The following is a 13,310-nucleotide window of genomic DNA, read 5'->3' as shown; positions in this document are numbered from 1 at the left end:
GCAAGAAAGAGAAAACTTGTAAAAATCGAAATATAAAAATTGTATTTGAATTTGGTAGGGACAGGTTTTATTTACCGCCCCTACTAAATAAAAAATAAATTAAGCTGCTGTTGGCATTTGAGAATCAACAACTTTTTCGTAAAAACTTTGTAGCTGACGAGTAGCAGCAGACCATCCCCAACGTTCTGCTTCTTGACGAGCATTTTGACGGATAACTTCTCGCTCATCTTTTTTTTCTAAAAGACGCATTGTTGCAGCGATCGCACCAGCATCATCGGATTTTGGCTCGAAAAGATATCCGTTGACTCCATCAGTAACAATATCTGGAATGCCTCCGGAACGTGCCGCAACCACCGGACACCCAGCAGCCATTGCTTCTAATAAAACTAATCCCAAGGTTTCCGTGCGAGAAGGAAACACAAAAGCATCAGCACTAGCAAAAGCTGAAGCTAAATCCGTCCCGGTAAGATATCCCACAAAATAAGTATTAGTTCCCATGAAATGTTTTTCTAAGGCTTCGCGATGGGGGCCATCCCCTACTAAAGCCAATCTAGCTTCGGGAATACCTTCTAAAATCGGCTTAATCCGCTCAATTTCCTTCTCCGCAGATAAACGCCCTACATAAAGCAGTAAAGGAGCTTCTGAATGATTTTGCGACAATTTATCACGCATTTGCTCGCTGACAAGACTGGGATGAAATAATTCTGTATCAACTCCTCGCTGCCACAAATCTACACGTTCGATGCCGCGAGCAGTTAACTCTTTTACCATTGCCGTTGAAGTACATAAATTTAAAGCAGCTTGATTATGACCTGCCTTAAGCAACTCCCAAAGCAATCCTTCTAACATTCCCAAACCGTAATGTTGCAGATATTGCGGCAAGTGAGTATGATAAGAAGCTACTAAAGGAATGTTATGTATTTTACTATGAACAATCCCAGCTAAGCCTAGAACAGCTGGATTGACCACGTGAATAACATCTGGGTTAAATTTTTCTAATACTTCACCAATAGCCGGACGAGGTAATGCTAATGTTAACTCTGGATACATAGGTAAAGGGAAGCCAGAAATTCCATAAATTTTAGCTCCTTTGTATTCCGTTATTCCACCATCAGGACAAATTACTAATACTTGGTTGCCGTGACGCTGCAAATGTTCGACGGTATGACGAAGGCGCGTGACAATTCCGTCAACTTTAGGTAGAAATGTTTCGGTAAATAAGGCAATTCTCATACAAAACTAATCAATACAAGGTAGCAGGACAATTGCATTTAGCATCAGTAATAAAAATATAGATTGTTGCGAAGGGATATTGTGGAGGCAATCATATTTTTTTAGAAAGCCGAATATCTTCGTCGCGGAAAGCCGCCATTCAGCTATCGGAGCTAAAATATTTCAATTTGAATAAAATTTAAAGCCATAGCGCGGACATTAAGTCATATTAATCGGTGAAGAAGTAGCGATGAAGAAATTTTTAGCAGCTAGCAGTTAGTACTATTGCTTCACAACTAAACAACTAACTACTAAAAATCCATTCCTGCTATTTTCTATGCCAAGAAACTTTCGGCAAAATTTGGTTGTTATCAACTCTAGAGTGATATTTAACAGCAAAATTGAGCAAGGAATCTAACAGTGAGTCAGAAAGCAGGTGAGGCTCTAAACCCAAATCTAAAAGCTTGGTGTTTTTAGCATTAAAGTAGTGTTGCTCTGACTCTACTCTGGGGTTTTCCAAATGATTGATATCAACATTCAGTCCGATTGCGTTACCAGCTTTCTTCACCATCATTGCTAAGTCGTTGATGCTGAAAAGCTCGGTAAACTGATTAAATACCCGGAATTCTCCGGATTGTGCTGGGTTGGCGATCGCCAATTCAACACACCTAACTGTATCTCGAATATCCAGGAAGGCTCTAGTTTGTCCACCTTTACCGTAAACGGTTAAAGGATGATTAATAGCAGCTTGGATACAGAAACGGTTTAGTGCGGTACCAAATACACCATCATAGTCAAGACGGTTAATCAGCATTTCATCCATACCCGTTTCTTCGGTTAAGACACCGTAAACTACCCCTTGGTTCAAATCTGTAGCTCGCAATCCCCAAATTTTACAGGCAAAGTGGATATTGTGACTATCGTGAACTTTACTCAGGTGGTAGAAACTACCTGGTTGCTTGGGATAAGGTAAAGTATCTTTCCGTCCGTTATGCTCGATGGTGATATAGCCTTCTTCGATATCGATGTTAGGCGTACCATATTCACCCATTGTCCCCAACTTGACTAAATGGCAATCGGGGAAATCTTCACGCATTGCGTAAAGTATGTTCAAGGTGCCAACAACATTGTTAACTTGTGTTAAGACAGCGTGTTCGCGGTCAATCATCGAAAAAGGAGCCGAACGCTGTTCGCCAAAATGCACTACGGATTCTGGCTCAAATTCATGCAGAGCTTTCTGGACAAACTCATAGTTGGTAATATCGCCGATAAACAAATCGATAGATTTACCTGTTAAATCCTTCCAGCGCTGGATGCGTTGTTGAATTGGTGCAATGGGCGTTAAAGTCTGTACACCTAATTCATTATCCCAGTGCCGACGCACTAAATTATCTAAAATTCCAACTTCATAACCACGATTTGAAAGGTAAAGTGCGGTTGCCCAACCGCAATAGCCGTCTCCACCAATAACCAGGACTTTCATTTTTACGCTTTTTATACTCGCTGATAGCTAAATCTATCAGGTTTGTGTCCCCTCTCAACCATCATGGCGATACTAACTTGAAGTTTTTTGGCAAATAAGCCTGAAAAATATACTCTCACCAAAAAGTAAATTATTTTTAACTTTTTAGAGTCACGCGATTATTTATGCCGGAAAAGCCTTCTATTCTTGCTTTTCACTCTATTCCTTCATGGCTAAAACTGGAATGATTCTTATCCTATTGTAAAGAAATATTACGAAAATAGCGTCAAAACGCTTTGCAGTCTTGACAAGTAATGGGAGAGCAGATATCGTGAGATACATACCCGGGTAAGAACGCATTCATAGTTATATGCAAGCTAAGCAAAAAGTTACTTTGTATCTATCCCCAGAACTGCACAAAAGTTTAAAAATACGTTCAGCAGTTGAGAGCGAACCAATGTCAGAGCTTGCCGAGCGTGCCCTCGTATTTTATCTAGCGAATTCAGAATTAGTAGATGAAGTCGAAGGTTCTTACGGAAGAACTCACAGGGTTTACTCATGTCCCAACTGCGAAAGTTCACTAGTCTTGCGTGAAGGGGAATTGGTTGCTCTAGGCAATCAGCCAGGAGTGATTGGTAAAGATGTTTCTGTCAACGAGATAGAGCAAGATTGCGAAGTTAACCAAGAAGGCTCCGAGGAGTTAGTTCCTTGTTAACCAAGCTTGAATTATGGATAGTTAATTCATAATTCTATCTTTACCGAAATTTAACTGAAATTTGAAATGATGAACGATGTCTGTAGTGTCTTTAGGTCTCAAGTAGGTTGATATATGAAAGAAGAGCTCAGTATACTAATTCAGGCTCAATATCCCTTAATCTACCTTGTTACCTCCGAGGAAGAGCGGGCCGAGCAAGCAATTTATTCGATCACTCAATCTTCAAAGCCACAGCGTCGATTGTATGTATGGACTGTAACCCACGGTATCGTGGAGTATGGTCAAGGTAAAAGCGTAACTCAACACAATACCGTTTCTCCAGAAGCGGCGATTGAGTGGATTATCCGTCAAAAAGAACCTAGTATATTTGTTCTTAAAGATTTACATCCGTTTATTGATGCACCTGCAACAACTAGGTCTTTACGAGATGCGATCGCCAGCTTTAAAGGTACTCAAAAGAATATAATTTTGATGTCACCAGTGCAGCAGGTTCCCATCGAGTTAGAGAAGGAAGTTGTGGTACTTGACTTCCCGTTGCCAAATATGTCTGACCTGAATAAAGTTCTCGATAGTCATATAGGTCAACAAAATGCGCGGAAATTAACAACCGAAGCAAGGGAAAAGTTATTAAGAGCGGCTTTAGGACTTACCAGAGATGAGGCGGAGAAAGTATATCGCAAAGCTCAGGTAACTAAGAAACAGCTAACAGAAAAAGAAGTAGATATAGTTTTATCTGAGAAGAAGCAGCTAATCCGACGCAATGGAATATTAGAATACATTGAAGAAGATGAAACTCTCGAAGCTGTTGGTGGTTTGGAAGAATTAAAAAATTGGCTAACCCAGCGTTCGGATGCTTTCACGGAGAAAGCGAGAGAATATGGTTTACCGCAACCGAAAGGAATGTTAATTCTAGGGGTTCCGGGCTGTGGAAAGTCTTTAATAGCAAAAACAACTTCAAAACTATGGGGATTACCGATTTTACGCTTGGATATGGGGCGAGTCTACGATGGCTCAATGGTAGGACGAAGTGAAGCCAACTTGCGTAATGCCCTAAAAACAGCGGAATCTATTTCTCCAGCAATATTATTTATTGATGAATTAGATAAATCCTTTGCTGGTAGCTCTGGTTCTGGTGATTCTGACGGAGGAACCTCCAGCCGAATATTTGGATCTTTTCTAACTTGGATGCAAGAGAAAAAATCACCCGTGTTCGTGATGGCTACTGCCAACCGGGTTGAACGCTTGCCAGGAGAGTTTTTAAGAAAAGGTCGATTTGACGAAATTTTCTTTGTGGATTTGCCTACATCTCAGGAACGGCAAGATATTTTTACAATCCACTTAAACAAGCGCCGTAAAGACATCACTAGATTCGATTTGGAACAGTTATCCAAGATGTCTGATGGCTTCTCTGGGGCGGAAATTGAACAAGCGATTGTAGCGGCAATGTATGAAGCCTTTGCCCAAGACCGCGAGTTCACCCAGCTAGATATTATTGCTGCACTCAAAGCGACGTTACCGCTGTCTCGAACGATGCAAGAGCAAGTAACCGCGCTTAGAGACTGGGCGAGACAAAGAGCGCGTCCAGCCGCAGCCTCCGTAGCTGAATATCAGCGAATGGAGTTTTAACAAGCTTTCTCCTGTTAACGCAGGAGCAAAGACTAGCAAACCCAAAGCTAGTAAATAAAAAAACCGCGTAATTATAAACGCGGCTTAGCCTAAAAAAAACCGTTGTCTTAATCTCAATCTTCTTTTTGGAGGAAACCCAAATGTCTCATTTTAGCACTCTACGTACCAAAATTACCGACGCTGAAATTCTCAAAGCTTCTTTAAGCGATTTAGGTATCACCGTTAAGTCTGAAGCTGATGTTCGTGGTTATAACGGTCAGCGCGTTCGTTCTGACATCGTTGCAGTTTTAGAAGGCGAATATGATTTAGGTTGGTCTCGCAACAGCGACGGTTCCTTCGACTTGATTGCCGATTTATGGGGTGTTGCTAAGAAGCACAACCAGACCGAGTTAATCAATTCCATCAACCAGAAGTATGCTGTTAACAAGACTTTGACCGAAGTCAAGCAACGCGGTTTGCAAAATGCTAACGTTAAGTTGGTATTGCAATAGAAATTTTCTGCGCGTTCCCAAAGCTGCACGGGTTAACTCAATTAAATAAATAGCGGTTAACCCGCTTTTTCGGGATTGGGACTTACCCAGTCCCTTTTGCATTGCTTATCTCTAAATTAAATTTAACATCTTTTAACGCTAACTTCAGTTGCCTGCAATTCAATATTAGGTAAAAACCGGACTTGTTGATTAAATAAGCCCGGTTTTTAATTTTTTAAGCTTCGATAGCAGGAAACTTTTTTATGTAAGGGACTTGCCTGAAAATAAAATACCACTTTCAAAGTCTGAATCAAGCTAAAGATGGTAAACCTAGATTCGTCTATTGCTACATTATTAAATCGCAAGTTCCTAAGTATTGATTTTAATTCGCCAACAAGCATCATTCATTTATGGGGAATTAATTACGAATTACGAATTACAAATTATATTCACTAACGCAGTAGCTTGCCAATGCCCGATGCTCCTCCAGTGACTAAGGCAACTTTACACTGAAATATTATTTTGTTTTCCTGTTTCAACAAAGACTGAAAAAGGGATACCTTACCTAATCGGCGGTGTAATCGTTGGCCAACGCTCAACAAGTTTGTCATCTGCTAATCTCCAAAGTACAAAGCCCTTAAACTCCATCTTCTTTCCTGTAGAAAAATCGGTTCCGCGCCACAGACACCGCACCATAACCTTATCACCCTCAGCGATCATGTCCTCGACTGTAACGTGCAAATCGGGATACTTTACATATGCTTTCTCCATCGTCTGCTTAACCAGTTCGGGACTCACCAATCCTACAAAAGGTTCTTCATGATCTATAAAGTTAGGTGCGAAGTTTTGGTAAGCAATGGCAGAATTCTTGCGGTTCACAATCTCTTCAAAGTGATTGCGGATGAATGTTTTATTCTGTTCGAGTGTTTGTTCCATAATGCTCTTGAACTCCATGTTTCGAGTTGTGTTGTGTAATGTTCTATGTATACTGAAGTATAGTAAGTCTCAATGCTGGACTACTTTCAGATTCTTATGGTGTTTAGCGAACCCGTCGCTCTTGGTAGCTGATAAAACAACGGTTTCAACATTGACCGCCTGTATTGTTCTATATTTCGATCCACTGATTTACAGCACTAACAACCTTAAAGAAGGATTCATACTCGGCAGGTTCGCCGAAAAGTCCTCGTTGAGTAATCCCACGCACAAAATCTTCGTACTTAATCATTTTATCCACCACCTTAAAATTGTAGAGTTGACCATAACTTCAAGGAAACATCGTGATTTGTTTATGGATCGATTCACTGTGATTCGACCATCAACAATCAAAAATTAACTCAGTTCCCCTACTTTACATCCAGTCCTTGTATGCATCCTTTTTGATAGTTTTAGGTGGAAATTGTGGCGGATGTTCAAGTTTGGACTTGTTCAGGTTCGTACTTATTGCGGAGACCTCACATCGAGCCCAGTCCAGTGCGCGGCAAACGCCCACATATCTGCCGTCTCCTCGATGATCTTGTCGGTGGGCTTGCCTGCTCCATGTCCCGCCCGCGTCTCAATCCGGGCAAGGTGGGGCTTGTCACCAATCTCCGCCGCCTGGAGTGCAGCGACATATTTGAAGGTGTGCCCTGGAACCACGCGATCATCCGTATCGGCAGTGGTAGCGAGAATCGCGGGATAGGTTTTGCCGGACTGGATGTTGTGATAAGGCGAATAGCTCAAGAGGTTACGGAAATCCGCTTCCTGCGCCGGAGAGCCAAATTCGTCTACCCATAATTTCCCGCCTGTGAACTGGTCGAAGCGGAGCATATCCATGACACCGACACCGGGCAGCGCAGCGGCGAACAGATCCGGTCGCTGATTGACCACTGCGCCGATCAGGAGTCCGCCATTCGATTCGCCCTGAATCGCCAAGCCGTCTTGGGTCGTGACTCCCTGCGCCTTAAGATACTCGCCCGCCGCGATGAAATCGTCGAAGACATTTTGCTTGTTCTGACGACGACCTGCTTCGTGCCATGCCTTGCCATATTCGGAGCCTCCGCGAATATTCGCGATCGCGAATACTCCGCCCTGTTCGACCCACCCCAAACAGTCCGGCGAGAAAGCGGGAAGTATGGGGATTCCAAATCCTCCATAGGCATAGAGCATGGTCGGTGCCGGACTGGTCACATCCTTGCGTCGGACGATAAACATCGGGATACGGGTGCCATCCTTCGACCTGTAGAACCGCTGTTCGACCGCGATCCGGTTGAGATCGATGGCGACCTTGGGTTGTGCCCACACCCGCGCCGTGTTGCTGGCGACATCGTATCGATAGATTACGCCCGGAGTGTTGAAGCTGGTGAAGACGAAGAAGGTTTCCTGATCGTCTTGGTCGCCCTCGAAGCCGATCGCGGTGCCGATACCGGGCAGCTTTACAACGCCGTCCGCTTTGCCATCTAGCGTGTAGCGTCGAATTTCCGTCTTCACGTCAGCCAGATAGGAGATCAGTAACCGTCCAGCGACCAGCGACGCATTGAGCAAAACTGAATCCTGCTCCGGCACTACATCCGTGATCACTGGGTCGGCGGCAGCGATGTCCATCGTCACGACCTTGAAGCGAGGCGCGTCCTGGCTAGTCATGAGGAAGAACTTCGTCCCCACATTGCCGACGACACTCCATTGATGATCAAGATTATCGACCAGCTTGCGAGGCTTCCAATCAGCGCTCTGGAGATCCACCACGGTCAGTGTGTTGGTCGCTGAAATGGGCGTAGAAGCGATCGCGAGATAACGCCCGTCTTCGGTGATGCTCAAGGTATGCAGCATATTCGGCTGATCTGGGGTTGCATAGACCAGCCGATCTTGCGCCTGGGGGGTGTTGAGTGCATGAAAATAGACGGCATGATTGGTCACGCTCGCCTGGAACGTTTCGCCCTGCTTCGGTTCAGGGTAACGGGCGTAGAAAAAGCCAGAGCCGTCTTTAGCCCATGCGATGCTGGTGAACCTCGCCCATTTGACTTCATCGTCGAGCACCTTGCCCGTGTTTACGTCCAGTACCCGAATCGTGCGCCAGTCTGTGCCGCCATCCTGCACCGCATAAGCCACGCGCTTGCCATCATTAGAAGCTGACCACTCGGCAAGTGCGGTCGCCCCGTCCTTTGCCCAACTATTGGGATCGATCAGCACGCGCCCTGCGCTATCCACGCTGTCGCGGACATAAAGAGCCTGCTGGTTCTGAAGTCCGGAATTATGGAGGTAGAAATACTGCCCCCCCTTTTTGACCGGAATGCTGAACCGCTCATAGTTATACAACTGTTTCAGTCGGTTCTTGAAAATATCTCGACCGGGCAGCGTATTGAGATAAGCGTTGGTAACTTTGTTCTGTGATTCGACCCAGGCGGCAACTGACCTGTCGTTGCGGACATCGTTTTCCAGCCAGCGATAGGGGTCGGCGATCTTCTGCCCGAAATGTTCTTCGACGACATTGACTCGTTTGGTTTCAGGATAGGTGACTGTAGGCATCATTGCTGTAGACTCCGTGCAGGCGGAGGCGAAATGAGTGGTAAAGAGTAGCGCGATCGCGAAAAGGGCTACGCGGCGCATCGGTATCTTTTGAATCCTTTTTGGGAATGACATTGCTTTCTCCTTTGTCGTCTGAAATGGTTTGACTACATTTTTGTGGCAGCTTCTAGGGAAGAATGCCGTCCTTTTGTAATTGCTTCTGGAGCGTTTTCGGCAGGCTTTTAATGTTACAAAGTTTGGCAGAATCGCCGTCATAGCGCCAGGATTGAATCTCGCTGGAGCGATCGAACTCGACATTGATCTCACAGAAATCGCGATCAACAATCGTGTTGCCTCCGGTAATCAGCGTAGTTTTATCGCCTCGACGGTTCTCAGACTCATTCACATGGATTGGCTGCTTAAACGCCCGTTCTCGATCCGTTCTGTAAGAATAGATTGTGTTCCCATTGGGTAACGTGAGTGTCGTCGTGGGTGTACCATATTTGCGAACAAACTCATTGATATCCCGACCAATCCAACTGTTCATCGTGCTATTCAATCGCTCTTTCGATTTGCTATCGTCGCACCCGAACAAGCTCACGCTTGCTAAAATTAGCAGCATCAAAATCCAAGTTTTCATATTCATCCCTCTGTGTTGAAAAGTTCTAATGTATTGGCCTTTGAAAGGCATGAGGCTGAAATCCTCTGCTTCCCTCAGCATTAATCTCGTGTTGATCTGGAGTGTACTAAGTTCTAATGCTTGATTTCTTCCAGATTCTTATGGTGAAGAACGAGTTCGTTTCGGCATCGTCCGATTGAAATATTAACGTTCAGAATTCACTTGCCACGTAATCACAATGAGTTCTGCTTGCAGCAAGACAATTAATATCCACGAAAGCGCTTGTAAAATGGCTGCCATCGTCCAGTTCTGACTCTGAAGCTCCCAGATCGTCCAAATAATAATGAATCCAATCACCAACCAGGGTACGATGACCAGTGAATTCCGTCTGCGATAGAAGCGGATTGCCGTCTCACGCCAAAATGGGAAGGTGCTGAGGATACAAGCGATGTAGGACATTCCTGCACTGCTAAACAAGCTTGTTTGAAGTCTCGAAGCCAGGTTGGGGTATCCAAGCGCGATCGCACTCAGACAAACTCCCAGCGCGAGATATAGGAAAGTAAACAAGGTAAATCGTTTCATTTTTTTCTCTTTTCGATAAAGCTTATTCTCTGTACCAGACACGTACACATTGAAAGTAATTGATTGCAAGACCCTGACTGATCATCACTGGGTAGAAAGCATTACTGGTCGTCACTCCGTAGTCACCATCACCCATGCCTTTAATCCGATCGGGTAAAACAACAGTTTCAACATTGATCACCTGTATCGTTGTATTTTCAATCCACTGATTTACAGCACTCACAACCTCAGAGAAGGATTCGTAATCGGAAGGGCCACCGAAAGGTCCCCGTTCAGTAATCCGAGGCGCAAAATCTTTGTACTTAATCATGTTATTTACCACCTTAAAACTGTAGAGTTGAGCATCAATTCAAGTAGTAGGCATTGCCCACCATCTTTAAAACCTAGGACTTACGCACTAACTACGTATTTCCGTCATTGCGACGTAAGGAAGCAATCCCAAAACCTTGATTTTCTGACAGATTGCGTAACTCCTAAAACCTTTCTTTGTAAAACCTTTCACGGTAAAGCTTTGTGGGCAGTGCTAGCCCTACGAGAACTATTCCAAAACTTAAGCTAACCTTGCCAGCAAAAGTCTAAGAGCAAAGGAAAAGGCATGAACGCTGACATGGGATAACATCGCAGTCTCAAGCGAGTATTGCCAAAAGAGCCAACCAAACGCAATCCCCCCAATCCCATTCAGTAACAACGCCCGAATAATCACAACTGGAGTGAGGGGAACAATCGCGGCAGTTGCTGGCAGGTGTAGTAGTCCAAATACCAGCGCGGCTAGAACGATCGCACCCTGGTAAATCCCTTGACTTGGCAACGTAACGCCTTGTTTTAGCCCTTTCCACGCGATCCAAACCAGCAGCGACATTAAACCCCAGCGCATCAAAATTTCCTCAGTGATGCCGCCATAGAACATTGCTGTGAGCAAATTCAACCAACTTGGCTCTGTATTATTGGCTGCCCGTAGCGCTTCAGGTAGGACAGGTTGCATCAACCGATCGAGCAACAAGAGAATGATCGCCGTTGCTGCACCTACACCCAAACTCCACTTCATCTCAACGGCAAAAGATGGAGACTTAGCGATGTGAAACACCCAATGATCAATCAAATGTGAGCGTAATCCAACGCGATAGGCACAACCAATTCCAATCAGAATGCTGATTGCCAGTAGAACTGTAAGCTGTAGTCCTTGTAGAAGCATTAAAATCCACAGTGGAGACACTTTTTCCAGTGTTTCTGGAGACAGTTTCGCCAACTGTTGCTCAACTAATGGAGCCGACGTAATCGTAACCATCGCAATTCCCACACTGCCCAATACAAATAAAATCGCGAATTGTTTCAGAGTTGCCATTGGTTTAATCTCCAAATGATTCGTCATATCAGCCTATGCCAGCAGCTACCATTAACGGGAGTTGGGGCAGGTTGTAAACAATGTGGACGACGACAGCGGGCCAGACCGAGCCGCTGCGGCGGTAGATTTCGGCGGTGATCAGACCCACGAGCAAGGCTGCGGGGAAGACGGTGATGCCGTGAGCGATCGCGAAGGTCAAGGCGCTGCCCACGACCGCGATAACCGGACGACCGTGGCGGAGCAGGACGGTGGTGATGACACCCCGGAAGAGTAACTCCTCGCCAAGGGGTGTGAGAAAACTGATAAACAGCGTCGCCAGGATCAAGGACAGCACCCCGCCACTGCCACCTTCGGCGTACATGGTCTGATAGGGGACGCTATTTCCGGTGATCTCGATGTAGGCCAAGACCGCCAGACTCTTGACCACGAAGGCAACTAGTCCTGCTCCGGCCCCAATGAATAGCCACCGCCGAGAGACCGGACGCACGCCGAAGGCGCTGAGGGAACGGATGCGTAGCAGCACAGCGGCTGCAAACCCGGCGATGCCAGCGACACCAGACAGCGCGGTGAGAACCAGTCCATAGACCACAGGATCGAGTCCGAGCCGCGAAAGTTGTGAGCCGCCGCCGAACGTGACTACGCCAAGGACGACAAGACCAACAATGGCCTCGGGCAAAGTCGGACGTGTGAGCCGGTTGTGTGCAGGCCGACTAGAGAACTCGGCGGTATCTTCTGATTCCTGCGGGTGGTTAGAAGAGAATTTAGACATGATGATCAATCCTTTAGTGCATTTGCTTGTGGTTTTACGAACTTTCAAAATCACTGACGACCTGCGGTGGCTCTGGGAAATGGGTTGGGGCTTTACGCTTGAATACTCCGTAGGCGATCGCCAGAAACACGGGTATTGCAACCAGCACCGATAGCGCCACGTAGGTCGCGTGGAACTCGCTGATTGTGAACAGAGCCGGTGTGGTCACGGCGCTTCCGGCTATGTTGAACAGGAGTATGCCAATGATGTTGTTCGCGAAGTGTGCGCCGATGGCGAGTTCAGTGGTTCCGTCAATCAACGAGACCACGGTCCACAACAGACCTGTAGCGAGGAAGTAGTTGGAAAAGACCGTGAGCCAGCCGCCTGCGATCGCCTCTGGGTTTAAGAGGTGCGGCAGGGTGAAGATCACGGCCGCCACGATCGCCAGAAAGACGCGGTTGGCCCAGATCATGCTCGCGCCCTGCACGATGTATCCGCGAAAGAAAAGCTCCTCCGTGGTCGTCTGGATCGCAGTGAAGACCAGTGCCAGTGGCACGAAGAGCGCGAACGTCGCCAAGTCGAAGTTGAAGGTAAAGGTGTCGGGGTAGAAGAGGTACTGTCCCAGCGCGCCTATCAGACACGCTGGAACGGACCACGCCACAAACCCCTGACCGACGCGACGCCAATCGATCCGCTCCCGCGCCGTCACCAGCGTCCGGGGGTAGCGGCGGTGGATACGGGTAACGGCGATGAGAACCCCCGCGAGGAAGAACGGGAAACCCACCATAACAAACAAGAACTTCCCGAAAGGACCAAGCACGGAGTAATCCGGCTGGCCGCTGAGCGCGAACGCGACGAGTACGCTGGCACCAGTCCCGACCACCAGCCACGCAAAGAGGATGACCACCAGTCCCAGCAGGTACCGCCACCTCCGATGCTTACCTCGCCGGGCGGCCTCTACGTAAGTCGCTTTTTCAATCGTTTTTCCCGGCGTTCTTTCGGTGCCTTGCATCTCCATCTTCGTTTCCTCCATTAGTGTGTGTATGTGGTGCTT

At 46.4% G+C, this 13,310-nt stretch carries 13 protein-coding genes; 3 read left to right on the top strand and 10 right to left on the bottom strand.

Translation table 11 applies throughout. The features are described 5' to 3' along the window. Window positions 1-99 precede the first annotated feature (99 nt). Window positions 100-1,233, bottom strand: coding sequence for a glycosyltransferase family 4 protein (locus ACM03V_RS08365; protein ID WP_414620303.1), 1,134 nt, complete (start codon window positions 1,231-1,233; stop codon window positions 100-102). Between the two features lie 307 nt (window positions 1,234-1,540). Further along, on the bottom strand, window positions 1,541-2,695 hold the full coding sequence (locus ACM03V_RS08360; protein ID WP_414620302.1) for an NAD-dependent epimerase/dehydratase family protein: 1,155 nt from the start codon (window positions 2,693-2,695) through the stop codon (window positions 1,541-1,543). Window positions 2,696-3,044: 349 nt separating this feature from the next. Between ACM03V_RS08360 and ACM03V_RS08355 the strand changes: the two genes are divergently transcribed. The 3 genes from ACM03V_RS08355 to ACM03V_RS08345 all read left to right on the top strand — a co-directional run bounded on the left by ACM03V_RS08355 (window position 3,045) and on the right by ACM03V_RS08345 (window position 5,506). Continuing rightward, complete coding sequence (locus ACM03V_RS08355; RefSeq protein WP_414620301.1) at window positions 3,045-3,389, top strand: hypothetical protein; 345 nt, start codon at window positions 3,045-3,047, stop codon at window positions 3,387-3,389. A gap of 114 nt (window positions 3,390-3,503) precedes the next feature. After that, window positions 3,504-5,015, top strand: a complete 1,512-nt coding sequence (locus ACM03V_RS08350) for an AAA family ATPase (protein WP_414620300.1) — start codon at window positions 3,504-3,506, stop codon at window positions 5,013-5,015. Window positions 5,016-5,155: 140 nt separating this feature from the next. After that, window positions 5,156-5,506 carry a DUF1257 domain-containing protein gene (locus tag ACM03V_RS08345; protein ID WP_323237688.1) on the top strand — a complete coding sequence of 117 codons (351 nt, stop codon included), beginning with the start codon at window positions 5,156-5,158 and terminating at the stop codon, window positions 5,504-5,506. Between the two features lie 540 nt (window positions 5,507-6,046). Here ACM03V_RS08345 and ACM03V_RS08340 read toward each other — a convergent pair. From ACM03V_RS08340 to ACM03V_RS08305, 8 genes are all read right to left on the bottom strand, one after another. Then, a complete protein-coding gene (locus ACM03V_RS08340; RefSeq protein ID WP_414620299.1) occupies window positions 6,047-6,421 on the bottom strand; it encodes an ester cyclase in 375 nt (124 codons plus the stop codon). Window positions 6,422-6,922: 501 nt separating this feature from the next. Beyond that, window positions 6,923-9,100: a prolyl oligopeptidase family serine peptidase gene (locus tag ACM03V_RS08335; protein WP_414620298.1), complete on the bottom strand. Its 2,178-nt coding sequence runs from the start codon at window positions 9,098-9,100 to the stop codon at window positions 6,923-6,925. A gap of 52 nt (window positions 9,101-9,152) precedes the next feature. Then, window positions 9,153-9,605 carry a hypothetical protein gene (locus tag ACM03V_RS08330; RefSeq protein ID WP_414620297.1) on the bottom strand — a complete coding sequence of 151 codons (453 nt, stop codon included), beginning with the start codon at window positions 9,603-9,605 and terminating at the stop codon, window positions 9,153-9,155. 332 nt (window positions 9,606-9,937) lie between these two features. Beyond that, complete coding sequence (locus ACM03V_RS08325; RefSeq protein WP_414620296.1) at window positions 9,938-10,111, bottom strand: hypothetical protein; 174 nt, start codon at window positions 10,109-10,111, stop codon at window positions 9,938-9,940. Between the two features lie 77 nt (window positions 10,112-10,188). Further along, on the bottom strand, window positions 10,189-10,476 hold the full coding sequence (locus ACM03V_RS08320; protein WP_414620295.1) for a hypothetical protein: 288 nt from the start codon (window positions 10,474-10,476) through the stop codon (window positions 10,189-10,191). 240 nt (window positions 10,477-10,716) lie between these two features. Beyond that, on the bottom strand, window positions 10,717-11,508 hold the full coding sequence (locus ACM03V_RS08315) for a CPBP family intramembrane glutamic endopeptidase (RefSeq protein WP_414620294.1): 792 nt from the start codon (window positions 11,506-11,508) through the stop codon (window positions 10,717-10,719). Window positions 11,509-11,536: 28 nt separating this feature from the next. After that, on the bottom strand, window positions 11,537-12,331 hold the full coding sequence (locus ACM03V_RS08310) for a lysostaphin resistance A-like protein (RefSeq protein ID WP_414620293.1): 795 nt from the start codon (window positions 12,329-12,331) through the stop codon (window positions 11,537-11,539). Continuing rightward, window positions 12,312-13,268: a lysostaphin resistance A-like protein gene (locus ACM03V_RS08305; protein WP_414620292.1), complete on the bottom strand. Its 957-nt coding sequence runs from the start codon at window positions 13,266-13,268 to the stop codon at window positions 12,312-12,314. The genes ACM03V_RS08310 and ACM03V_RS08305 overlap by 20 nt, the downstream gene beginning before the upstream one ends. Between the last annotated feature and the right edge of the window lie 42 nt (window positions 13,269-13,310).

The organism is Calothrix sp. CCY 0018 (genome assembly GCF_963920925.1).
In the GTDB taxonomy this organism is placed as follows: Bacteria; Cyanobacteriota; Cyanobacteriia; order Cyanobacteriales; family Nostocaceae; genus Rivularia.
This window is presented reverse-complemented; position numbering and strand designations above follow the sequence as displayed.